The 21,290-nt window shown below is 66.5% G+C and carries 22 protein-coding genes; 15 read left to right on the forward strand and 7 right to left on the reverse strand.

Features of this window, described 5'->3' with window-relative positions:
• Nucleotides 1-261: 261 nt before the first annotated feature.
• The gene (gene apbC, locus ACTJI4_RS17525) at nt 262-1,119 is read left to right on the forward strand and encodes an iron-sulfur cluster carrier protein ApbC (protein ID WP_392920116.1); all 858 of its coding nucleotides are present in this window, start codon (nt 262-264) and stop codon (nt 1,117-1,119) included.
• A 39-nt stretch (nt 1,120-1,158) separates the two neighbouring features.
• Nucleotides 1,159-1,731: a dCTP deaminase gene (gene dcd / locus ACTJI4_RS17530; protein ID WP_070207643.1), complete on the forward strand. Its 573-nt coding sequence runs from the start codon at nt 1,159-1,161 to the stop codon at nt 1,729-1,731.
• A 65-nt stretch (nt 1,732-1,796) separates the two neighbouring features.
• Here dcd and ACTJI4_RS17535 read toward each other — a convergent pair whose 3' ends face one another.
• The 3 genes from ACTJI4_RS17535 to ACTJI4_RS17545 are packed head-to-tail and all read right to left on the reverse strand — an operon-like array spanning nt 1,797 to nt 3,071.
• Nucleotides 1,797-1,964 (reverse strand): LiaI-LiaF-like domain-containing protein, encoded by a 168-nt coding sequence (locus ACTJI4_RS17535; RefSeq protein WP_392920112.1) that lies wholly within the window; start codon nt 1,962-1,964, stop codon nt 1,797-1,799.
• Nucleotides 1,965-1,980: 16 nt separating this feature from the next.
• Entirely contained in the window at nt 1,981-2,403 is a 423-nt protein-coding gene (locus ACTJI4_RS17540) for an HIT domain-containing protein (RefSeq protein ID WP_392920109.1), read from the reverse strand.
• Nucleotides 2,400-3,071, reverse strand: a complete 672-nt coding sequence (locus ACTJI4_RS17545) for a dienelactone hydrolase family protein (protein WP_440870076.1) — start codon at nt 3,069-3,071, stop codon at nt 2,400-2,402. The genes ACTJI4_RS17540 and ACTJI4_RS17545 overlap by 4 nt, the downstream gene beginning before the upstream one ends.
• A 145-nt stretch (nt 3,072-3,216) precedes the next feature.
• Between ACTJI4_RS17545 and ACTJI4_RS17550 the strand changes: the two genes are divergently transcribed.
• The 3 genes from ACTJI4_RS17550 (at nt 3,217) to ACTJI4_RS17560 (ending at nt 6,953) form a co-directional block, all read left to right on the forward strand.
• Entirely contained in the window at nt 3,217-4,128 is a 912-nt protein-coding gene (locus tag ACTJI4_RS17550; protein ID WP_440870077.1) for a hypothetical protein, read from the forward strand.
• A 633-nt stretch (nt 4,129-4,761) separates the two neighbouring features.
• Nucleotides 4,762-6,129 carry a 30S ribosomal protein S12 methylthiotransferase RimO gene (gene rimO / locus ACTJI4_RS17555; protein ID WP_392920100.1) on the forward strand — a complete coding sequence of 456 codons (1,368 nt, stop codon included), beginning with the start codon at nt 4,762-4,764 and terminating at the stop codon, nt 6,127-6,129.
• Nucleotides 6,126-6,953: a DUF3025 domain-containing protein gene (locus tag ACTJI4_RS17560; RefSeq protein ID WP_440870078.1), complete on the forward strand. Its 828-nt coding sequence runs from the start codon at nt 6,126-6,128 to the stop codon at nt 6,951-6,953. Before rimO ends, ACTJI4_RS17560 begins: the two co-directional genes overlap by 4 nt.
• 260 nt (nt 6,954-7,213) lie before the next feature.
• On the opposite strand, the gene greB is transcribed toward ACTJI4_RS17560, so the two are convergent.
• Nucleotides 7,214-7,720, reverse strand: coding sequence for a transcription elongation factor GreB (gene greB, locus ACTJI4_RS17565; RefSeq protein ID WP_184126510.1), 507 nt, complete (start codon nt 7,718-7,720; stop codon nt 7,214-7,216).
• Nucleotides 7,721-7,722: 2 nt separating this feature from the next.
• A complete protein-coding gene (locus ACTJI4_RS17570) occupies nt 7,723-9,228 on the reverse strand; it encodes a helicase HerA-like domain-containing protein (protein WP_440870079.1) in 1,506 nt (501 codons plus the stop codon).
• 135 nt (nt 9,229-9,363) lie between these two features.
• On the opposite strand from ACTJI4_RS17570, the gene ACTJI4_RS17575 reads away from it, so the two are divergent.
• Together ACTJI4_RS17575 and ACTJI4_RS17580 are read left to right on the forward strand one after the other, a co-directional pair.
• Complete coding sequence (locus tag ACTJI4_RS17575; RefSeq protein ID WP_392920092.1) at nt 9,364-10,974, forward strand: transglycosylase SLT domain-containing protein; 1,611 nt, start codon at nt 9,364-9,366, stop codon at nt 10,972-10,974.
• Between the two features lie 15 nt (nt 10,975-10,989).
• Complete coding sequence (locus ACTJI4_RS17580; RefSeq protein ID WP_392920089.1) at nt 10,990-11,352, forward strand: ribonuclease E inhibitor RraB; 363 nt, start codon at nt 10,990-10,992, stop codon at nt 11,350-11,352.
• A gap of 91 nt (nt 11,353-11,443) precedes the next feature.
• Here ACTJI4_RS17580 and asd read toward each other — a convergent pair whose 3' ends face one another.
• Nucleotides 11,444-12,286 carry an archaetidylserine decarboxylase gene (gene asd / locus ACTJI4_RS17585; protein WP_440870080.1) on the reverse strand — a complete coding sequence of 281 codons (843 nt, stop codon included), beginning with the start codon at nt 12,284-12,286 and terminating at the stop codon, nt 11,444-11,446.
• Nucleotides 12,283-12,933 (reverse strand): SCO family protein, encoded by a 651-nt coding sequence (locus ACTJI4_RS17590; RefSeq protein ID WP_392920084.1) that lies wholly within the window; start codon nt 12,931-12,933, stop codon nt 12,283-12,285. The genes asd and ACTJI4_RS17590 overlap by 4 nt, the downstream gene beginning before the upstream one ends.
• 129 nt (nt 12,934-13,062) lie before the next feature.
• On the opposite strand from ACTJI4_RS17590, the gene prmB reads away from it, so the two are divergent.
• The 8 genes from prmB (at nt 13,063) to ACTJI4_RS17630 (ending at nt 21,174) form a co-directional block, all read left to right on the forward strand.
• Nucleotides 13,063-13,989 carry a 50S ribosomal protein L3 N(5)-glutamine methyltransferase gene (gene prmB, locus ACTJI4_RS17595; protein WP_440870081.1) on the forward strand — a complete coding sequence of 309 codons (927 nt, stop codon included), beginning with the start codon at nt 13,063-13,065 and terminating at the stop codon, nt 13,987-13,989.
• A complete protein-coding gene (locus ACTJI4_RS17600) occupies nt 13,979-14,491 on the forward strand; it encodes a hypothetical protein (RefSeq protein WP_440870082.1) in 513 nt (170 codons plus the stop codon). Before prmB ends, ACTJI4_RS17600 begins: the two co-directional genes overlap by 11 nt.
• The gene (gene aroC, locus ACTJI4_RS17605; RefSeq protein ID WP_392920074.1) at nt 14,481-15,584 is read left to right on the forward strand and encodes a chorismate synthase; all 1,104 of its coding nucleotides are present in this window, start codon (nt 14,481-14,483) and stop codon (nt 15,582-15,584) included. The genes ACTJI4_RS17600 and aroC overlap by 11 nt, the downstream gene beginning before the upstream one ends.
• Complete coding sequence (locus ACTJI4_RS17610) at nt 15,577-16,602, forward strand: 2-hydroxyacid dehydrogenase (RefSeq protein ID WP_440870083.1); 1,026 nt, start codon at nt 15,577-15,579, stop codon at nt 16,600-16,602. The genes aroC and ACTJI4_RS17610 overlap by 8 nt, the downstream gene beginning before the upstream one ends.
• A 126-nt stretch (nt 16,603-16,728) precedes the next feature.
• On the forward strand, nt 16,729-17,754 hold the full coding sequence (locus tag ACTJI4_RS17615; RefSeq protein ID WP_392920068.1) for an aspartate-semialdehyde dehydrogenase: 1,026 nt from the start codon (nt 16,729-16,731) through the stop codon (nt 17,752-17,754).
• Nucleotides 17,755-17,805: 51 nt separating this feature from the next.
• Entirely contained in the window at nt 17,806-19,704 is a 1,899-nt protein-coding gene (locus ACTJI4_RS17620; protein ID WP_440870084.1) for a type IV pilus assembly protein FimV, read from the forward strand.
• 43 nt (nt 19,705-19,747) lie between these two features.
• Complete coding sequence (gene truA / locus ACTJI4_RS17625) at nt 19,748-20,521, forward strand: tRNA pseudouridine(38-40) synthase TruA (RefSeq protein ID WP_440870085.1); 774 nt, start codon at nt 19,748-19,750, stop codon at nt 20,519-20,521.
• Complete coding sequence (locus ACTJI4_RS17630; protein ID WP_145479878.1) at nt 20,518-21,174, forward strand: phosphoribosylanthranilate isomerase; 657 nt, start codon at nt 20,518-20,520, stop codon at nt 21,172-21,174. The genes truA and ACTJI4_RS17630 overlap by 4 nt, the downstream gene beginning before the upstream one ends.
• The last annotated feature ends 116 nt before the right edge of the window (nt 21,175-21,290 follow it).

Consider the following 21,290-nt stretch of genomic DNA (forward strand, 5'->3'; position numbering starts at 1 on the left):
TTTCGTTCTCATTGTCCTTTCAAGTTATTGAAAAGTAAAAACATTACAATGGTTTATGATGAAACCATTGCATCCGTACTGTGACGGATGCACGGTTCATTTTTTGGCCGCACCGCACCATGGAATCCGTTCCTGGCGTCGGGGTGACGTCAAAGTCGGTTCCGGGACAGCGCCAGGACAGGGCAGGACAACGGCCTGGCAGTACAGGGACGCCCTGTATAGTGGCGGGCTGTCCCATTCGGCTTTTCCGGAGTTCCTGCAGTGAGTGCCAGCCCCTCTCGACGTCCCCACGCCAGCCAGGTGCAGAAGGGCCTGACCCTTCATCCGCGCGTCCGCAACGTCATTGCGGTCGGGTCAGGCAAGGGCGGGGTGGGCAAATCCACCACGGCGGTGAACCTGGCCGTGGCGCTGGCCCGCCTGGGCGCGCGGGTGGGGCTGCTGGATGCCGACATCTACGGCCCCAGCGTGCCGATGATGCTGGGCCTGAGCGGCCGCCCGGAAAGCCCGGACAACAAGTCGATCGAGCCGCTGCGCGCGTTCGGCGTGGAAACCATGTCGATCGGCTACCTGATCGAGGACGAGACGCCGATGATCTGGCGCGGTCCGATGGCGACCTCGGCCATGACCCAGTTCTTCAACGACACCCTCTGGGACGACCTGGACTACCTGCTGATCGACCTGCCGCCGGGCACCGGCGACATCCAGCTGACCCTGACCCAGAAGATTCCGCTGGCCGGCGCGGTCATCGTGACCACCCCGCAGGACATCGCCACGCTGGATGCGAAGAAGGCACTGAAGATGTTCGAAAAGGTCGAGGTGCCGGTGCTGGGCATCGTCGAGAACATGGCGGTGCATACCTGCAGCAACTGCGGTCACATCGAACACCTGTTCGGTGATGGCGGAGGCGAACGCATGGCCGCGCAGTACGGCGTGCCCCTGCTGGGCTCGCTGCCGCTGGATATCGGCATCCGCGAACAGGGCGATGCCGGCACTCCAATCACTGCCGCCGCGCCGGACTCGCCGGCCGCCCAGGCTTACCTGCGTGCCGCCGAACGGCTGGTGGAGGAAGTGGCCAAGCGCCCGCGCGCCAGCATTCCGATCCTGTCTTCGCTGCTTTGATCGTTTTAGAATCGTCCATTCCCGCTTCCAGGACCCCCCATGAGCATCAAGAGTGACCGCTGGATCCGCCGCATGTCCGAGCAGCACGGCATGATCGAGCCGTTCGAAGCCGGCCAGGTCAAGCAGGCCAACGGCCAGCGCATCGTCAGCTATGGCACGTCCAGCTACGGCTACGACGTGCGATGCTCGCGCGAGTTCAAGGTGTTCACCAACATCAACTCCACCATCGTCGATCCCAAGCACTTCGACCCGGGCAGCTTCGTGGACATCGTGGGCGACGAGTGCATCATCCCGCCCAACAGCTTCGCGCTGGCGCGCACCGTGGAGTACTTCCGCATTCCGCGCGACACCCTGGTGGTGTGCCTGGGCAAGAGCACCTACGCGCGCTGCGGCATCATCGTCAACGTGACCCCGCTGGAGCCGGAATGGGAAGGCCACGTGACCCTGGAATTCAGCAATACCACGCCGCTGCCGGCGCGCATCTACGCCAACGAAGGCGTGGCCCAGATGCTGTTCTTCCAGGCTGACAGTGACGACGTCTGCGAGACCTCGTACAAGGACCGCGGCGGCAAGTACCAGGGCCAGACCGGCGTCACCCTGCCGCGGACCTGAAGCGGTCGGCTGCTCTTGGCGGGCAATAAAAAGCGCGGATCGCTCCGCGCTTTTTTTTGGGGGGCCTATTTCCCGCGTCCGAACAACAACCCGATTCCCACTGCCACCAGGATCACCGGCCACCAGGTAAGGATCAGGCGACCCATGTTCATGTTGGTCCAGCCCAGGTTGCTGGCGAGCAGGAACAGGCCGACGAGGATCAGGACGATGGCGGCGACGAGGTTGGAGCGCATCAGGGGCAGGGTCCGCTTAGGGCTGGGGCGAATATCCTAGCCGTTCCTTCCACATCGCGACACGCTCCTGCAGCACGGCCTCATCGAACGGATGGGCCTGGCCGTGGCCCCACACCGGTGCCGGCCACGCCGGATCGCCGACATGCCGGCCAACGACATGGAAGTGCAGCTGCGGCACGATGTTGCCCAGCGTGGCGAAGTTGATCTTCTGGACCCCGTCTGTGCCCTTGAGCGCCTTGCAGCATCGATTCAATTCGGTGCGCAGCTGGTCCTGCTGGTGGCCGTCAAGCTCCAGCCATTCAGTGATGCCGGTCACGCGCGGCACCAGCACCAGCCAGGGGAAACGTTCGTCGTTCATCAACCGCACTTGCGACAGCGGGCCTTGGTCCACCAGCACACTGTTGGCGGCCAGGCGTGAATCCAGTTCAAAATCGCTCATCCAAGATGCTCCGAAAAGAAGTCCAGGGTGCGTGTCAGCGCCAATGCGGCGCTGTCCGGATCATACGCATGTCCGACGCTCCGGTTAAAGGCATGGTCGGCCGGATACACGAAGGTCTGCATCTTGGGCAGCTTCTCGCGGTGGGCCGCGATGGCTTCCGGCGGGATGCTCTTGTCCTGCGCCCCGAAGTGGAACATGACCGGTGCCTTGGGCGTCTCATCCAGGAACTGCACGTTGCGCGCGCCGTAGTAGCTCACCGAGGGCAGGCCCAGGCGCAATGCCGAGAGCAGGGCGATGCTGCCACCCCAGCAGTAGCCCACCGTGCCGACCTTGCCGGCCGGCGCCAGCCGGGAGGCGGCCGCGCGGACCACTTCCAGCGCCTTCTCCACCCCCAGTGCATTGACGTGTTCCAACCCCTGCTTCACCCCGTCCGGATCGTAGGGCAGGGCATCGGTTTCGGCCCCGGTGCCGTCGATCAGGTCGAAGAAGGAGGGCGCCAGCACGTCGTAACCCTCTGCGGCGAAGCCTTCGGCCACCTCGCGGATGTGCGCGTTGGTACCGAAGATCTCCTGGATGACCACCAGGCCCCCGCGCGGCTTGGCGTCCGGCCTGGCCTGCCAGGCACGGACAGGACCGTGATGCGTATCAAGCGTGACCCACTCACCCATTGCCAGACTCCTGTTGGTTCAGGGCAGCATTATCCTCGCGGCGGGGGTTATCGGGGTGTCAGTAATTGGCGGGGCTTCAAGGCGCAGTTGCCCGACATGGGACCAAGGCGAATGCCGATGACCTCAAGTCGCTGCGTGCCGGAATATGAAGTTCTTCGGCGCGGGTTCGCGCAACACGTGGATTTTCGCTTTGTCTCCCAGGATTTTTGCATGTGCGGTCTTGCTGTTGGCGATCCCCACCGTGGTCATGCGTATACGGTCCGCTCCTTCTCCCGATGGCCACGTTCGCGAGAGGAGCTCTGTGGAAGGCCCGCCCGTCACCCTTGGCCTATCCGATTCAGTTGTCTTGCAGGCCGCCCGCCAACATTGGGTCCTCGACGAAACGGTCAAAACTGAACTGGGTGGAAGGGCGTTCCGTGTGAACCGTACAAGCCCGCTGAGGCCAGCAGGAGACGCGCTGGAGTTCGTCCAGTCACTTTTACCTGCATCGGATGCGGGAGACGCAGTGGCAACGTTCAGCATCTTTCTCGCTGTTCTCGATTGCCGCCGGGCGCTCGGCGGACCACCTCGTGCATCTTCGGACAATGGCGACGTCCTGCGACGGATGACCGAGTGCACCGCCCTGTTTGAAACGCCGTCGTGGATGACACGCGACTGGCTGACGCTTGCTGCAGACCAGGGAAGCATTGAGGCAATGCTCAACTATCCAAACGATCCTGCCTACGTTCTTGGCGACAACGACGCTGTCGCGTACCAGGCGCCGGAGCGGGTCGCTGAGTGGCGGCAACGCGCCCGGGGGTATCTCGAGACTGCGTCCCGTGCTGGAAGCCAGGACGCAATGCTGGAGCTGTCGAGTGCGTACGGCGCTGGTGTGTACGTCGACAAGGATGCCTGCCTTCAGCATGCCTACGCTCTTGTCGCGCAGAGGATGTATCCGATACCCGGGTTGGATCATCTGATTGGCTCCTACGAACGCGAGCTCACACCGGCACAAAAGGTGCGTTCCAGGGAGATTGCTCGCGACCTTTATCGAACCTGTTGTGAGGGAGGAAACTGAAATGAAGTGGAAGATTGTGACGGCAGGAGTCGTGGTCGTGGCCGGGCTTGGATGGGGGCTATGCGTCGCCACTGCAGATGGCTCACGACTTCTCGGTACCGTGGAATGTAACAACTGCGGTTTGGGCAGGCCTGCGCCGGACGTAGGGACGAAAGCATTCCTCCTGCACTATGAGTCTCAATTGCGTCTCAGTATTGGCCCGCTTACCGACTAAGTGCCGCGCACGGGGGACGTTCTGGTCGTCTGTAATGCGCAAGGGTGTGTGGACTATCGCAGGACTGTCTCAGGCTACGTTGGTGAGAATTTCAGGCCGCAAGAGACCACGCCCTCGACAGGTGGAGGAGGCATCGGCAGCGGAAATGGAAATCCCGGGGCCGGCCGGGGCGACGGCGGTGGACCGGTTGCAGGTGGCGGAGGCGGGTCCGGTTCCGGCTCCGTGACGGTGGGGAAGCCCGATCACGTGAGGCCGCCGACCAACGAGGACTGAAATAGAACCTGATAACGCATTCAGGTTGTCATCCCGTCGCAGGAATTCTGTCCCTCAGCCCAACGCCGGTATACTTGCCGCCGTTTCCGGCCCCAGGTCCCCGCGCCATTCCGGCGTGGGCCCAGGCCATCAGAGTCCCGCGATCCATGTCCCAGCTGAACCCCAAAGTCGGCTTCGTCAGCCTTGGCTGCCCGAAGGCCCTCGTCGATTCCGAGCGCATCCTCACCCAGCTGCGGGCAGAGGGTTACGACATCGTTCCTTCCTACGATTCGGCCGACGTGGTGGTGGTCAACACCTGCGGTTTCATCGATTCTGCGGTGACCGAGTCGCTGGACGCGATCGGCGAGGCGATGAACGCCAACGGCAAGGTGATCGTCACCGGCTGCCTGGGCAAGCGCCCGGAAGAGATCCGCAAGGCGTATCCGGACGTGCTGGCGGTGTCCGGCCCGCAGGACTACACCAGCGTGATGGAGGCGGTGCACGCCGCGCTGCCGCCCAAGCATGACCCGTTCGTGGACCTGGTCCCGGACTACGGGATCAAGCTGACCCCGCGCCACTACGCCTACCTGAAGATTTCCGAAGGCTGCAACCACCATTGCAGCTTCTGCATCATTCCCTCGATGCGCGGCAAGCTGGTCTCGCGCCCGGTCGATGAGGTGCTGCGTGAAGCCGAGCGGCTGGTGCGTGGCGGCGTGAAGGAACTGCTGGTGGTGTCGCAGGACACCTCGGCCTATGGCGTGGACGTCAAGTACGCCGAGCGCATGTGGCGCGACAAGGCCTACCAGACCCGCATGAAATCGCTGTGCGAAGGCTTGTCCGAGCTCGATGCCTGGACACGCATGCACTACGTGTACCCGTACCCGCATGTGGACGACGTGGTCCCGCTGATGGCCGAGAACCGCATCCTGCCGTACCTGGACATTCCGTTCCAGCACGCCAGCCCGCGCATCCTCAAGCTGATGAAGCGGCCCGGGGCGGTCGACAAGACCCTGGAGCGCGTGCAGCGCTGGCGGCAGCTGTGCCCGGACATCACCGTGCGCTCGACCTTCATCGTCGGCTTCCCGGGCGAGACCGAGGCCGAGTTCGAGGAGCTGCTGTCGTTCCTGGATGAGGCGCAGCTGGATCGCGTGGGCGCGTTCGCCTACTCGCCGGTGACCGGCGCCACCGCCAACGACCTGCCCGGCGCGGTGCCCGAAGAAGTGAAGCAGGAGCGCCTGGCCCGCTTCATGGCCCGCCAGGCCGAAATTTCCGCTGCACGCCTGGAAGCCAAGATCGGCACGGTGCAGCAGTGCCTGGTCGATGCGATCGAAGACGGCATCGCCGTGGCCCGTTCCAAGGCCGATGCGCCGGAGATCGACGGCCTGGTGCATATCCAGAACGCCGATGAAGCCAGGCTGCGCGTGGGCCAGTTCGTGGACGTGGAAATCACCGAGAGCGACGACCACGACCTCTACGGCGACGCGTTGATCGACGAGAGCGCGGCAAAGAAGCTGCTCGACCTCAAGGTGCTGTGACCGGCGCGGCCGCCCCCGGGGCGGTCGGCCGCCGGCGTTTCATCGCGCCGGCGCGCGCGGGCGTGGATCGTGCGTGCTTCGCCCATCCGCTGTTTGCTGCGTTCGGCGCCTACCAGGACCTGATGGGTGCTGCAGAGTGGCCGGATATCGGTGCGCTGGACCAACGCCTGCGCGTGCCGGGCAAACAGCTGGTCGAACAGAACGATGCCCTGCTGGCCGATGGCCTGCACTACGAGCAGCGCATCGCACGCGGGCAGATCGCCACGCGCCCGTGCAACTGGCATGACCTGTTCAATGCGATGGTGTGGGCGCGTTACCCGGCATTGAAGGGCGTGCTCAATGCACGCCAGTGCCAGGACATCAAGCGCAACCCGCGCGGGCAGCGCACGCGCGCGCAGGCCGCGTTGACCCAGTTCGACGAAACCGGTGTGATCGTGCGGGTGCGCGATGCGTCGTTGTTGCAGGCATGGGATCGGCACGACTGGAGTGCGCTGTTTGTCGAAGGCGCAACGCACTGGCGCAACGGCAGCATCGCCGTGTCTGCCGTGTTCGGTCACGCGTTGATGGAGCAGGCGTTGCTGCCGTCGCGATTGCTGGTGGGGAAGTGTTTGGTGGTGCAGGGCGCGGATGACACGCAGGCGCTGGAGCAGGTAGCGCAGGCGATCGCGCGTGCCGACGTGCTCAATGATCCTTTGGAGCTGCGCCCGCTGCCCTTGATGGGCATTCCAGGCTGGCAGGGCGATCAGGGAGAGGCGTTTTACCAGCAGGTGGAGTATTTCCGCCCAGCAAGGGCGGGCAGGGAGTATCCGGCCCCCGCCCGGTAACCCATTGCAATCAACGTCAAATGCCCTCTACGCCGACGTTCATGCCATCACCGAACGCGGCGCGGTTCACTGCAGTCGATTGGGATGCGACCCTACCGCGCATGCCCGGTCGGTCCGTGGGATGCGACAGGCGCCGCGCATGCCCGGTCGGCGCGTGCGATGCGATGCACGCTGCGCACGCTCTGGTAGGGTTGGTTCCCAAACAACCGCCGATAGTGGTTCAACGCCCGGTAACGCGTTGCAACGAACGGCGTAATGTCTCACCCGACCGGATACTCCACTGCCAGGATCGCAAACCCCGTCCGCCCGCTCGGCAACTCCACCTCGAACTCATCATCCACGCGCTTCTTCAGCAACGCGCGCGCCAACGGCGAATCGATGCTGATCCACCCGGCGCCCGCATCGGTCTCGTCCGGCCCCACGATGCGATACCGGCTGACATCGCCGCTGTCGACGTTCTCCAGCTCCACCCACGCGCCAAAAAACACCGCCTGCGGGTCGGTCGGCACGGTATCCACCACCCGCAGCGACTCCAGCCGTTTGGTCAGGTAACGCACGCGCCGGTCAATCTCGCCCAGCTGCTTCTTTCGGTAGGTGTACTCGGCATTCTCCGAGCGATCGCCTTCCGCCGCGGCCGCGGCCAACGCCTTGACCACTTCCGGCCGGCGCACGCGCCACAGCTCATCCAGCTCGCTCTTCAAGCGCTGGTGGCCCTGTGCGGTGATCAGGGCCGTGCTCTTTTCCGCAGGGGGACGCCAACGCGACATCGTCAGCGCTTGCCGCCGAAAATGCCGCCCAGGATGCCGCGCACGATCTGGTTGCCCAGCTTGGTGCCCACGGTGCGGGTGGTCTGCTTGGCCATCGTTTCGATCATGCCCTGGCGGCGCCGGGTGCCGAAGATCGCATCCTTGATCGACTGGCCGAAGCCGCCTTCCTGCTGCTCATCCTGCTCGCGGGTACGCGCCTTGGGCGCGTCGGGCTGTTCCACCGCCTTGGCCGCGCGCTGGGCCAGCAGCTCCGCTGCCGATTCGCGGTTCACTGCGGTGTCGTAGCGGCTGCCGACCGGGCTGCCGGCACGCACCTGCGCGCGTTCGGCCTCCGTGATCGCGCCCATCCGGCAACGCGGCGGGGCGATCTGGGTCTGCTGCACGGGCGAGGGAATGCCCTTGTCCTGCAGCGTGGACACCAGCGCCTCGCCGGTGCCCAGCTGGGAGAGGGCTGCCGCCACGTCCAGTTTCGGGTTGGGTACGAAGGTTTCGGCGGCGATCCTCACCGCCTTCTGGTCGCGCGGGGTGAACGCACGCAGCGCGTGCTGCACCCGGTTGCCGAGCTGGCCCAGGATGTTGGCTGGTACGTCGTCGGGGAACTGCGAGCAGAAGTACACGCCCACGCCCTTGGAGCGGATCAGCCGCACCACCTGCTCGATGCGCTGCACCAGCGCGGCCGGCGCGTCGTCGAACAGCAGGTGCGCCTCGTCGAAGATGAAGACCAGCTTGGGCTTGTCCAGGTCACCCACCTCGGGCAGCGTTTCGAACAGCTCCGACAGCAGCCACAACAGGAAGGTCGAGTACAGGCGCGGCTTGAGCACCAGCTGGTCGGCTGCCAGGATGCCGATCACGCCACGGCCGTCGTGATTGACCCGCATCAGGTCCGCCAGCTCCAGCGCCGGCTCGCCAAAGAAGGATTCGCCGCCGTCCTGCGACAGCCGCAGCAGCGAGCGCTGGATGGACGCCACGGTCTGCGCGCTGACCAGCCCGTACTCGGTGGAGATGTCCTTGCGTTCGTCGGCCACCAGGCCGAGCAGGGCGCGCAGGTCGTCCAGGTCGAGCAGCAGCAGGCCGCGGTCGTCGGCCAGCTTGAACACGATATCCAGCACCCCGGACTGGGTGTCGTTGAGCTCCAGGATGCGCGCCAGCAGGGTCGGGCCCATTTCGCTCACGGTGGTGCGCACCGGGTGACCCAGCTTGCCGTACAGGTCCCAGAAGATCGCAGGGCTGCCGGCCGGCGCGTAGTCGGCAATACCGATGTCCTTCGCGCGCTGCAAGAGTGCCTCCACACCGGTGCCGGGCACGGCGAGACCGGAGACGTCGCCCTTCACGTCGGCGAGAAACACCGGCACGCCGATGCGCGAGAAGCCTTCGGCGAGGGTCATCAGGGTCACGGTCTTGCCCGTGCCGGTCGCGCCGGCCACGAGGCCATGGCGGTTGCCCAGTTTCGGTTGCAGGGTGACGGGGACATCGTCGGTGATGCCTTTGCCGAGCAGGATCGGATCCATGGTCAACTCGCTCTGTGGACGGGCTATGTGAATGGGCAGGATTCTAAACGTCGCCGGGTATCGGCCACCTGACCGGGTTGCTCCGATACGAGTGGCGCGGCTACTCTGCCCTGTCTTTCGCCCACAGTGCCAAAAATGCCCGTTCCTGTCCTGCTTTCCCGTGGTTGGCCGTTGTTGGCACTCGCTTCCCTCCTGTCGTTCGTGCCCGAGGCCCATGCCCAGCGGGTCTCTGCCCGCGACAAGGTCAAGATCGAGGCCCTGGAGCAGCGCATGGCTGCGGCCGAGAAGCGCTATGCCGATGCGCTGGTGCTGGTCAACAACGCCGACCCCAAGGGCAAGAATGAAGGCGATGCCGCGCTGGAGGACATGGAGGACGTGATCAGCGCCTGCGTGGCCCAGAAGGGCTGCCAGGTCAGCAACCTGCTGGTGACCTACAAGCGCCTGCTCAAGAACAACGCTGACGCGCGCGATGGCGATGACAGCGACGCGATCGTCGTCGACGGCGGCCTGCTCGAAGCCGACCCGGACCACGTGGGCCCGCTGACCGCCGACGTGCCCGAAGCCGCGCGCGCGGCCGCGCTGCTCAACGACAAGCGCCATGCCTTCGACAACATGGTCGAATACAACCCGGCCGTGCAGGCCGGCATCCGCCGTTGGCTGACCGACATGCGCCCGGCGTTGATGAACACCTACGAGAACTACCAGACCCTGCGCGCGGTGATGTGGCCGGAGTGGGAGAAGCGCGGCCTGCCCGAGGCGCTGCTGTTCGGGATCATGGCCAAGGAATCCAACGGCCGCGTGCACGCCTCTTCGCGCGCCGGCGCCGCCGGGCTGATGCAGTTCATGCCGGCCACCGGCCGTCGCTTCGGGCTGGGCCCGGACGGTACCGGCTTCGACACCCGCTTCGACGCGCGCAGCGCCGCTGAAGCCAGTGCCAGCTACCTCAACGAGCGCATGCGCGAGCTCAACAACAACGTGGAACTGTCGCTGGCCGGCTACAACGGTGGCGAAGGCCGTGCCGGACGGGTGTATCGACAGAACGTGGGGCAGAGCTTCTGGGTGGACAACGTCTACAACCAGTTCCCGGCCGAAACCAAGGATTACGTGCCGATGGTGATCGCCGCGGCGTGGATCTTCCTGCACCCCCAGCAGTACGGCGTGGACTTCCCCAAGGTCAGTGCGCAGCCGGCCACGATCCGCCTGGCCAAGTCCACCACCATCTATGAGCTGACCATCTGCCTGGGCAGCACCGGCACCCGCGACGGCTACATGCGCGCGCTGCGCAACCTCAACCCGCGTTATGAAGCCGACGGCTGGATTCCGGCCGGCACGCTCATCAACGCCACCACCCGCATTGCCGGGCTGTACAACCGTTACTGCGTCAGCGGCCCGCGCGCGGACCTGGCGCGTACGTTGATCACCGCCGATCTCAATGCGGCCATCGTGCGCCCGACCGTGGCCAGCTACACCGGCAACGTCGCAGTGGGCAGCGTAGTGCCGGTGGCCGGCCTGCAGGCCAGTACGCCGGTGGCGACGGCGCCGGCTGCACCGGTGGCAGTGCCGGCGCCCAAGCCGAAGGCCAAGCCGGTGCGCAGCCACAAGGTGGGCAAGGGCGAGACCCTGGGCCGGATCGCCGACAAATTCGATTGCGATGTGCGTGAGCTGGCGAAGGCCAATGGGCTCAAGGCGCCTGCGTATGCACTGCGCCAGGGCCAGTCGATCAGGCTGCAGGGCTGCGGTAAATAACTACGGGAAACACTGATGGATATCACCGCAATCAACGAGATGTTCGCCAACATCCGGGAAAACACCGACTGGGACCTCAACGGTCCGCTGGTGTGGGGGTACTTCTTCGTCAACACCACGCCGGAGCCGCTGCACGGGCTGGCCAGGGTGCTGGAAGGGGAAGGCTACACCGTGGTCGAAGTGTTCGAGCCGGAGCTGGAAGAAGGCGAGGCGGCGTACCACGTCCTGCACGTAGAGCGGGTGGAGACCCACAGCGAAGCGTCGCTGGACAAGCGCAACCACGAGCTCCAGGCGCTGGCCGAAGCCAACGGGGTCGAGGATTACGACGGGATGGATGTAGGGCCCGTAGAGTTCGCGCATGATCCGGGCAACGCCTGACGACAGAACGCCCCGTGGATGCGGGGCGTTTTTTTATTGCGCCTTTACGTGCGCAGGCTCATGGCTTTGACACGCCATGCGTGTCCGCTCTTCAACGAAGGGTGGCCAATGCCTGGCCGAGCTGGACGGCATGTTCGGCGTCCAGGTGCGGGGCGAAATCGGCCACGCCCGGCGGCAGCAGCACGATCACCGTCGAGCCGTAATTGAAGCGTGCCATTTCGGCGAAACGCTCCAGGGTGATGCCCTTGCCGCGGTAATCCTTGCGGGTGATGGTGTCGCCATAGGCTGGAATCTCTTCGCCGCCCCACACGGTTTCCACGCCCGACACCAGCAGCGCGCCTACCATCACCTGCACCATCGGGCCGAAGTCGGTATCGAAGTGGCAGACCAGCCGCTCGTTGCGGGCGAACAGACCCGGGACCTTGTTCACTGCCGCCGGACCCACGCTGAACAGACGGCCGGGCACGTGCACGGTTTCGCGCAGGGTGCCGGTCCACGGCATGTGCACGCGGTGGTAGTCCTTCGGCGACAGGTACACGGTAGCGAACAGGCCGTGGTGGAACACCTCGGCATCGGACGCATCGCCCAACAGCTCGGCGGCAGTGAACGACTGGCCCTTGGCCTGGAAGATGCGGCCGTCCTCAATGGCGCCCAGCTGGCTGATCCGGCCGTCGGCCGGCATTACCAGGGTGCGGGCACCAGCGTCGGGCACGCGCGCGCCGGGCTTCAACGCGCGGGTGAAGAACTGGTTGAAGGTGGTGTAGCTGCGCGGGTCCGGGTTGGCGGCCTCGGCCAGGTTCACCCCGAATTTCTCGGTCACCGTGTCGATCAGCCAGCGCGAGATCCGCGGGTTGCTGGAATACGCCAGGCGCCGCGCCATCGACGACAGCAGGCGGTGGGGCAGGGCGTAGCTCAGCGTGGTCGTCAGGCTCATGGGGCGGATTTCTCGGTCAACAGGTTCAGGTCGCGGGCAATGGCCTGCGGGTTGAAAGGGGGGCGGATCAGGCCGGCCAGCTTGCCGTCCGGGTCCAGCACGGCCAGGCTGGCCGAGTGTTCCAGGGTGTAATCCTGGGGGTTCTCATCGAAGTCCTTGCCCGGCACCTTCTGGAACACGAAGCCCAGCGCGGTGGCGAAGCGCTCCAGCGAGGGCACGTCGGCGGTGGCGGCCAGGGTGTCCTTGTGGAAGGCATGCACGTATTCGCCCAGCCGCGCCGGCGTGTCGCGCTCGGGGTCCACCGAGACGAACACCAGCCGCGGGCGCAGGCTCTCGGGCAGGGTTTCCCACTGTTTCTGGGCCTGGGCCAGGTCGGCCAGCGTGGTCGGGCAGATGTCGGGGCAGGACAGGAAGCCCAGGAACACCAGGGTCCAGTGGCCCTTGAGCTCGCCGGGAATCAGCCGGGTGCCGTCGGACTGGCCAAGGTTGAAGTCCGGCAGCGCGCGCGGCTGCGGATAGAACGTGATCGATTCGGTGGCCGGGCGGTTGCCGGCCGGCGAGGGCGCGAACACCTTCTGGGCAACGACCAGGCCGAGCCCAGCGGCCAGCGCGATGAGCAGGATGATGCCGACATTGCGATTGAACATGAAAGGCCCGTACCCGAAGGGGACTCCATGATAGGGGATGGGGGGCGGCGGTTTCCGTTTCGGGTGCAACGGATGCCGTGCTGCGCCGCAGCGCCTATAATCTGGGGCCACTTTGTCTGTTGCCTTGCCATGACTGCCGAAACGGCCGCCGAACTCCACACGATCATCGACCTGATCCGCTACGGCACCAGCCGTTTCAACGCCGCCGGGCTGACCTTCGGGCACAGCTACGACAACGCCCTGGACGAGGCCACCCAGCTGGTCCTGCACGCGCTGCACCTGCCGCACGACCTGGGCCCGGCCTATGGCGCGGCCCGGGTGACCACCCCGGAGAAGGCCGAGGTGCTGGCCCTGTTCGAGCGCCGCATCGACGAGCGCCTGCCTGCCGCCTACCTCACCGGCGAAGCGTGGTTTGCCGGGCTGAGCTTCAAGAGCGACCGCCGTGCCCTGGTGCCGCGTTCGCCGATCGCCGAACTGATCGAAACCGGCTTCGAGCCGTGGCTGGCCGGCCGTGACGTGCACCGCGCGCTCGACCTGTGCACCGGCTCGGGCTGCATCGCCATTGCGATGGGTCACTACTATCCGAACTGGGAAGTGGACGGCGTTGACCTCAGCGATGAGGCCCTGTCGTTGGCCGAAGAGAACAAGGAGCGCCTGCAGGCGCACAATGTCACCCTGCTCAAGTCGGACCTGTTCAACGGCCTCACGGGCCGCCACTACGACCTGATCGTGACCAACCCGCCGTACGTCACCAACGACGAAACCGACGCACTGCCGAAGGAATACTCGTACGAGCCGGAAATGGGCCTGCGTGCCGGCGATGACGGCCTGGACCTGGTGCTGAAGATCCTGCGCGACGCCCCGCTGCACCTGAGCGAAGACGGCCTGCTGATCTGCGAAGTGGGCGAATCCGAACAGCACCTGGTCAAGCTGCTGCCGGAAGTCGATTTTGCGTGGGTTGAATTCAAGGTCGGCCAGATGGGCATCTTCGCGGTCGAGTGCCGCGAGCTGATCGCCCACAGCGCCCGCATCACCGAGCTGGCCAATGCCCGATAGTCCTGCCCGCGCCGTACGTACCCGCTGGGCCGAACTGGCTTTGCTGGGGCCGTTGGCCGTGCTGCTGCCGTTTGCCGCCGTCATTGTGGTGATGTCCCTGCAGAGCGGTGTTGCCTGCCATGTGGGTGACAGCCTGCATTGCCGCTACGCCGCCGAACCCGCCGAGCAGCTCTGGTACCACCTCAAGGGTTTCGCCTACGGTGCGGCCGGCCTGCTCGGCGGCCTGGGCGTGGTCGCTGCCGTGCTGGTGGATGGCGCGCTTCTGCAGCGCCGCCGCCTGTTGTCGCGCGGCCTGTTCGCGGCGCTGGCGCTGGGCCTGGTGGTGGCGGTGGCCACCGTTGCATCGAGCATCGCCAGCGACCCAGCCGCCTGGCGTGACGGCTGGGGCCGCCCGGTCTTCATCCTCAGCTTCACCCTGCTGCCGGCCATCGTTGCCGTCCGCCACCTGCCGCGCGTGCTGCGTGCCGCCTTCCCACGTCCTGCGGTATCCCATGTCCAGTAATACCTTCGGCAAGCTGCTTTCGGTCACCACCTTCGGCGAATCGCACGGCCCGGCGATCGGCTGCGTGATCGACGGCTGCCCGCCGGGGCTGGAGATCAGTGCCGACGAATTTGCCCACGACCTGCAGCGTCGCGCCACCGGCAAGAGCCGGCACACCTCGGCGCGGCGCGAAGCCGATGAGGTCGAGATCCTTTCGGGCGTGTACGAAGGCCGCACCACCGGTACGCCCATTGCGCTGCTGATCCGCAACACCGACCAGCGCAGCAAGGATTACAGCACCATCGCCCTGCAGTTCCGCCCGGGGCATGCCGACTACAGCTACTGGCAGAAGTACGGCATCCGCGACCCGCGCGGTGGCGGCCGCTCGTCCGCGCGCGAAACCACCATGCGCGTGGCCGCCGGCGTAATCGCGAAGAAGTGGCTGCTGCAGCGCTTCGGGGTGACCGTGCGCGGTTACCTGTCGCAGCTGGGCGAGATCACCCCGACCGGCCATGACTGGTCGGCGGTGGAAGACAACCCGTTCTTCTGGCCGGTGGCCGAACAGGTCCCCGCGCTGGAAAGCTACATGGACGCGCTGCGCAAGTCCGGCGATTCGGTCGGCGCGCGGGTCAACGTGGTGGCCGATGGCGTGCCGCCGGGCTGGGGCGAGCCGATCTACGGCAAGCTCGATGGCGAACTCGCTTCGGCGCTGATGAGCATCAACGCGGTCAAGGGCGTGGAGATCGGCGACGGCTTCGCCAGCGCCGCGCAGAAGGGCACCGAACACCGTGACCTGATCACCCCCGAAGGCTTCGCCAGCAACCATGCAGGCGGCATCCTCGGCGGTATTTCCACCGGCCAGCAGGTCACCGCCTCGATCGTGCTCAAGCCCACCTCCAGCCTGCGCTTGCCCGGTGCCACGGTGGATGCCAGTGGTGCGGCCGTCGATGTGATCACCACCGGCCGCCACGATCCGTGCGTCGGCATCCGTGCCACCCCCATCGCCGAGGCGATGATGGCGCTGGTGCTGATGGACCAGGCGCTGCGCCACCGCGCCCAGTGCGGTGACGTGGGCGAGATCACGCCACGCATTCCCGGGTCCATCGATGGCTGAGACGCGCCCCCGGGTCTGGGTCAGCCAACCGCTGTTCGATGACGTCATCGAACAGCTCGGGCAGCATGTCGAGCTCGCGATGACCCACGAGGTCACCCGTTACACGCCCGCGATGCTGGCTGAACAGTTGGCCCAGGTCGACGGCGCGCTGATCACCCTCAACGAACGCGTCGGTCCGGCCGAGATCGCCAACGCGCCGCAGCTGCGCGCGATCGCCAACGTCGGCGTGGGGTACAACAACCTGGATGTGGATGCGCTCAGCGCGGCCGGCATCCTGGCCAGCAACACCCCGGATGTGCTGACCGAAACCACCGCAGACCTCGGGTTTGCGTTGCTGATGGCCACCGCGCGCCGCATCACCGAATCCGAACGCTGGCTGCGCGACGGCCAGTGGGGCCAGTGGTCGTTCCAGACCATGCTGGGTGCCGACATCCATGGCAGCACGCTGGGCATCCTCGGCATGGGCCGGATCGGGCAGGGCATCGCCCGCCGTGGCGCGCTCGGCTTCGGCATGCGCGTGCTGTACCACAACCGCTCGCGACTGCCCGAAGCGACCGAAGCCGAGGTGGCCGCGCAGTACGTCGAGCTGGACACGCTGCTGGCCCAGGCCGACCACCTGGTGCTGGTACTGCCTTACAGCGCGTCCTCGCACCACATCATCGACGCCGCCGCACTGGCGAAGATGAAGCCCACCGCCACCCTGGTGAACATCGCCCGGGGCGGGATCGTTGACGAACTGGCCCTGGCCGATGCGCTGGCCCATGGCCGGCTGGCCGCCGCCGGGCTGGACGTGTTCGAAGGCGAACCGACCGTGCGCCCCGAATTGCTGGCCCTGCACAACATCGTGCTTACCCCGCATATCGGCAGCGCCAGCCAGGCCACGCGCCGCGCGATGGTGCAGCTGGCCGTGGACAACCTGCTGGCCGCGCTCGGCCTGGGCGCGAACGCCGGCCACCCGCCGAGCGCGATCAACGCCGACGCCGTGGCCGCCAAAAAGATCGACGACGCAAAACGATAGGGAATCTCCGCGCCTGTTGCGCGAGGTTCCCCGAGCCCAAAAGTCTCCGGTAGGTACCGACCGTTGGTCGGTACCCCCACATCACGGTAGGTACCGACCGTTGGTCGGTACACAAATGAGGTTCCCATGAGCAATCAAGATCGTCGCTTCCACGTCGCAGTCGTAGGTGCCACCGGCGCCGTCGGCGAAACCATGCTGGCCATCCTGGCCGAACGCAACTTCCCGATCGCCACCCTGAGCCTGCTCGCGTCCTCGCGTTCGGCCGGTGGCGAAATCGAGTTCGACGGCAAGAAGATCAAGGTCCAGGACCTGGCCACGTTCGACCCGGCTGGCGTGGATATCGCGCTGTTCTCCGCAGGTGGCAGCGTCTCCAAGGAGTTCGGCCCGAAGTTCGCCGCCGCCGGTGCGGTGGTGATCGACAATTCCTCGGCCTTCCGTTACGACGATGACGTGCCGCTGGTGGTGTCCGAAGTGAACCCCGAGGCGCTGAAGAACCGCCCGCGCGGCATCATCGCCAACCCGAACTGCTCGACCATGCAGATGCTGGTCGCGCTGGCGCCGCTGCACCGCCAGTACGGCATCCAGCGCATCAACGTGGCCACCTACCAGTCGGTGTCCGGCGGTGGTCGCTCGGCGCTGGAAGAACTGGGCAAGCAGACCGGCCAGCTGCTCAGCTTCCAGGAAATCGACCCGCAGCGCTTCCCGGTGCAGATCGCGTTCAACCTGATCCCGCACATCGACGACTTCCAGGACAATGGCTTCACCAAGGAAGAGATGAAGCTGGTCTGGGAAACCCGCAAGATCCTCGGCGATGACAGCATCCTGGTGAACCCGACGGCGGTGCGCGTGCCGGTGTTCTACGGGCATTCCGAAGCGGTCACCATCGAAACCCGCGACAAGGTGACCCCGGATGCGGCGCGCGAGCTGCTGTCGCGTTCGCCGGGCGTGGAAGTGGTCGACAAGCACGAAGCCGGCGGTTACCCGACCCCGGTTACCCACGCATCGGGCACCGATGCAGTGTATGTCGGCCGGATCCGTGAAGACCTGTCGCACCCACGCGGTCTGAACCTGTGGATCGTGTCGGACAACATCCGCAAGGGTGCAGCACTCAATGCAGTGCAGCTGGCCGAGCTGGTTGCGGCTGAGGGCTGACCGCTACATTCCTGCGTGGCTGGATTGACCGGGAATCGCTATATTGCCCGCATGAAGAACCGGGTTCCGGGCGCATCGCGCCCGCTCAAGTATGTCTCGACCCTGCTGCTGGCCCTGGCCAGCAGCTCCGCCATGGCCCTCGGGCTGGGCGACATCCGGGTGCTGTCCAAGCCCGGGCAGCCCCTGCTGGCGGAAATCCCGGTCATTTCCGCCGACCCGGCCGAGCTTGAAAACCTGCGCGTGGCGCTGGCCTCGCCGGTGACCTTTGCGCGCGTCGGGCTGGAACGGCCGACCGGGCTGGTCAGCGAGCTGCAGTTCGAGCTGACCCGCGATGCCAATGGCCGTGCCGTGGTGCGGGTGAGCTCGCAGGCGCCGGTGACCACGCCGTCGCTGAACTTTCTGATTGAAGCCGACTGGGGGCAGGGCCGCCTGGTCCGTGAGTATTCGGCGCTGGTCGATGCGCCGGACAGTGCGCTGGCCGTGGCCGAGCCGGAGATCGTCGCGCCGGCCGGTGCAATGTCCAACGCCATCGTGCGCGAACCCGAGGCCGCACCCGTGCAGGCACCGGTGGCCGCTGCCGAGCCCGCGCCGTCGCGGACCAGTCCGGTGCCGGCACGCAGTGCCGCGCCGTCCTCGCGGGCCGCCAGCGCGCCCGCGCCGACCGTCAGTGCTGACGGCAGCATCACCGTGCAGCGTGGCCAGACCCTGTCGCAGATTGCCGGTGCCGTTGCCCGCGAGCAGGGCATCAATCGCGACCAGGCGATGATCGCGTTGTTGCGTGCCAATCCCGAAGCCTTCATCCGTGGCAACGTGAACCTGCTCAAGCAGGGCGCGGTGCTGCGCAGTCCAGGTACCGAAGCGCCGGTCGATGCCGCCCAGGCGGCCGCGATGGTCCGCGAGCACGCGGCGCAGTGGCGGCAGTCGCGCTCGGCCATTCCGCAGCCGGCCGCCAGTGGCGTTGCGGCCACGCCTGCAGCCCCGGCTGCGTCTGCTTCGGTCGCCCCCGCAGCCGCTGCGGGTGGACGTCTGGAAATCGCTCCGGCGGTCGCCGCAACCGACAACAATGCAGGTACAACCACCGGCACCGCTGCCGGCAGCGAGGGTGACATGCTGGGCAACGAACAACTGCGGCAGGCCAAGGAAGACGTGGCCACCCGCGATGCGGAGATCCAGGAACTGCGCAACCGCGTGGCTGAGCTGGAAAAGCTCAAGCAGCAGCAGGCATCGCTGATTGCCATGAAAGACACCGACCTTGCCGCTGCGCAGCAGCGCCTGAGCGAGGCCCCGGCCACGCGCGAAACGGGCAGTGGTGGCTGGGCCTGGCTGGGCCTGGCTGTACTGCTGCTGGTGGTGGCCGGCTGGGCGGTGGCGCGTCGGCGCAAACCTTCGCCGTTGCCGCCGTTGCGCCGCGAGGGACTGGACGCGGCCAGCCTGGCCGCTGCCGTTCCCGCCGCCGATTACGTGGACGAACTGGCGGCCCAGCAGGACGCGTCGGCCGACGGGCCGGACCTGCGCGACGCGCCGGATTACGTCCTGGCCGAGCCGGGGGTGCTGGACGGGGGCCGCCGCGAGCCGGCATTCACCCTGGAACCGGAACCGGGCCACGTGGTGCATGACGCCGTGCCGGTGGTTGCCAACCCGGTGCCGGTACCCGCCGCGCCTGCCGATGACGTGGTTCCGCCGCATGCGCGTGACGCCGCGGCCCAGCCGAGCTATCGCGGCGTGTTCGAATTCCCGGAGGAGACGGGGGCAGCAGCTGAGCAGGTCGCCGCGCCGATCCACGACACCGCCCCGCTCGGTGCCCCCGGGCGCGACCGCCTTGAACTGGCGATCGCCTATCTCGACCTGGGCGATGCCGAAACCGCCCGCATCCTGCTGCTGGAGGTTGCCCAGGCAGGCGACCCGCACAGCCAGCAGCAGGCGCACGAGCTGCTGTCGCGGCTCGGATGATCGGCGTCGGCCGCCCTTCTGCAATCGAGGCGAAGTTCTGAACATGCGTTACGCATTGGGCGTGGAATACGACGGCAGCGAGTACAAAGGCTGGCAGCAGCTCGGCGAGAGCGGCTGCCCCAGCGTGCAGGCCAGCCTGCAGGACGCGCTGTCGTCGGTGGCCGATGCGCCGATCCAGGTGGTCTGCGCCGGGCGCACCGATGCTGGCGTGCATGGCGAATGCCAGGTGGTGCACTTCGACACCGACGTGGTGCGCGACCCGCGCGGCTGGACCCTGGGCACCACCACCCGGCTGCCACGCTCCATCGCGGTGCGCTGGTGCGTGCCGGTGGCGGATGATTTCCACGCGCGGTTTTCGGCGCGGGCCCGGCGTTACCGGTATCGGCTGCTCAACCGGCAGATCCGCCCGGCGCTGTACCGCCAGACCCTGAGCTGGGAGCGGCGGCCGCTCGATGCCGGCCTGATGCACGAGGCGGGGCAGGCCCTGCTCGGCGAGAACGACTTCAGCGCGTTCCGCAGTGTCCAGTGCGAGGCCCTGCATGCCCGGCGCGACCTGCAGGCAATCAGCGTGACCCGACAGGATGAGATCGTGGAGGTCTGCGTTCAGGCCAATGCATTCCTTCATCACATGGTGCGCAATATCGTCGGCTCATTGATCCTGATTGGCTGTGGGGAAAAGCCGGTGTCGTGGATGGCCGAGCTGCTCGCCGGCCAGGACCGCACTGTGGCCGGCCCGACCGCACCGCCCCAGGGCCTTGTATTCATTGGCCCGTTGTACCCCGACAACTGGCACCTGCCCGCCGAGGTCACCCTATGAGCCGCTCCTTTTACCGCACCCGCATCAAGTTCTGCGGCATGACACGGGCCGGCGACGTGCGCCTGGCCGGCGAACTGGGCGTGGATGCAGTCGGGTTCATCTTCGCCCGTGAAAGCCGGCGCCGGGTGGCGCCGGCCGAAGCCCGTGCCATGCGCCAGGCAATCGCGCCGATGGTCGACGTGGTCGCGCTGTTCCGCGACAACAGCAAGGAGGAGGTGCGTGAGGTGTTGCGCACGGTGCGACCGACCCTGCTGCAGTTCCATGGCGACGAAGACGAATCCTTCTGCCGCAGCTTCAACATGCCCTATCTGAAGGCGGTGGCCATGGGCGGCCGCGAAGAGGTCAATGCGCGCCAGCTGCAGCTGCGCTACCCGAGCGCGGCCGGCTTTCTGTTCGACAGCCACGCCCCGGGCGGCGGTGGTGGCACCGGCGTGGCGTTCGACTGGACCCGTCTGCCGACCGGCCTGCACCGGCCGTTCCTGCTGGCCGGGGGCATTACCCCGGACAACGTGTTCGACGCCATCGTCGCCACCCTGCCGTGGGGTGTGGACGTCTCCAGCGGCATCGAAACCGAGCCGGGCATCAAGGACGGCTACAAGATGCGCAAGTTCGTCGAAGAAGTCCGCCGCGCGGACTGTCACGAAGCCGATTAGCGCCGAACACGGTCGCGAACACGCCGGTGTTGCGAACACGCCGGTAGGGTCGCACCCCAGTCGACTGCCGATGCACCGTCATCGCCCGGGAAGGCATTGCAACTGAGCGAAGGCGC

Origin of the sequence: Stenotrophomonas sp. 22385 (assembly GCF_052045085.1) — a bacterium.
GTDB lineage: Bacteria > Pseudomonadota > Gammaproteobacteria > Xanthomonadales > Xanthomonadaceae > Stenotrophomonas.

Coding starts and splice junctions, on each gene's coding strand:
- ACTJI4_RS17550 (WP_440870077.1), top strand. CDS start 3,217: ATGAAGTTCTTCGGCGCGGGTTCGCGCAACACGTGGATTTTCGCTTTG.
- greB (WP_184126510.1), bottom strand. CDS start 7,720: ATGTCGCGTTGGCGTCCCCCTGCGGAAAAGAGCACGGCCCTGATCACC.
- dcd (WP_070207643.1), top strand. CDS start 1,159: ATGAGCATCAAGAGTGACCGCTGGATCCGCCGCATGTCCGAGCAGCAC.
- ACTJI4_RS17615 (WP_392920068.1), top strand. CDS start 16,729: ATGAGCAATCAAGATCGTCGCTTCCACGTCGCAGTCGTAGGTGCCACC.
- ACTJI4_RS17620 (WP_440870084.1), top strand. CDS start 17,806: ATGAAGAACCGGGTTCCGGGCGCATCGCGCCCGCTCAAGTATGTCTCG.
- ACTJI4_RS17610 (WP_440870083.1), top strand. CDS start 15,577: ATGGCTGAGACGCGCCCCCGGGTCTGGGTCAGCCAACCGCTGTTCGAT.
- ACTJI4_RS17545 (WP_440870076.1), bottom strand. CDS start 3,071: ATGGGTGAGTGGGTCACGCTTGATACGCATCACGGTCCTGTCCGTGCC.
- ACTJI4_RS17580 (WP_392920089.1), top strand. CDS start 10,990: ATGGATATCACCGCAATCAACGAGATGTTCGCCAACATCCGGGAAAAC.
- prmB (WP_440870081.1), top strand. CDS start 13,063: ATGACTGCCGAAACGGCCGCCGAACTCCACACGATCATCGACCTGATC.
- ACTJI4_RS17590 (WP_392920084.1), bottom strand. CDS start 12,933: ATGTTCAATCGCAATGTCGGCATCATCCTGCTCATCGCGCTGGCCGCT.
- rimO (WP_392920100.1), top strand. CDS start 4,762: ATGTCCCAGCTGAACCCCAAAGTCGGCTTCGTCAGCCTTGGCTGCCCG.
- ACTJI4_RS17535 (WP_392920112.1), bottom strand. CDS start 1,964: ATGCGCTCCAACCTCGTCGCCGCCATCGTCCTGATCCTCGTCGGCCTG.
- ACTJI4_RS17575 (WP_392920092.1), top strand. CDS start 9,364: ATGCCCGTTCCTGTCCTGCTTTCCCGTGGTTGGCCGTTGTTGGCACTC.
- aroC (WP_392920074.1), top strand. CDS start 14,481: ATGTCCAGTAATACCTTCGGCAAGCTGCTTTCGGTCACCACCTTCGGC.
- ACTJI4_RS17630 (WP_145479878.1), top strand. CDS start 20,518: ATGAGCCGCTCCTTTTACCGCACCCGCATCAAGTTCTGCGGCATGACA.
- ACTJI4_RS17570 (WP_440870079.1), bottom strand. CDS start 9,228: ATGGATCCGATCCTGCTCGGCAAAGGCATCACCGACGATGTCCCCGTC.
- asd (WP_440870080.1), bottom strand. CDS start 12,286: ATGAGCCTGACGACCACGCTGAGCTACGCCCTGCCCCACCGCCTGCTG.
- ACTJI4_RS17600 (WP_440870082.1), top strand. CDS start 13,979: ATGCCCGATAGTCCTGCCCGCGCCGTACGTACCCGCTGGGCCGAACTG.
- truA (WP_440870085.1), top strand. CDS start 19,748: ATGCGTTACGCATTGGGCGTGGAATACGACGGCAGCGAGTACAAAGGC.
- ACTJI4_RS17540 (WP_392920109.1), bottom strand. CDS start 2,403: ATGAGCGATTTTGAACTGGATTCACGCCTGGCCGCCAACAGTGTGCTG.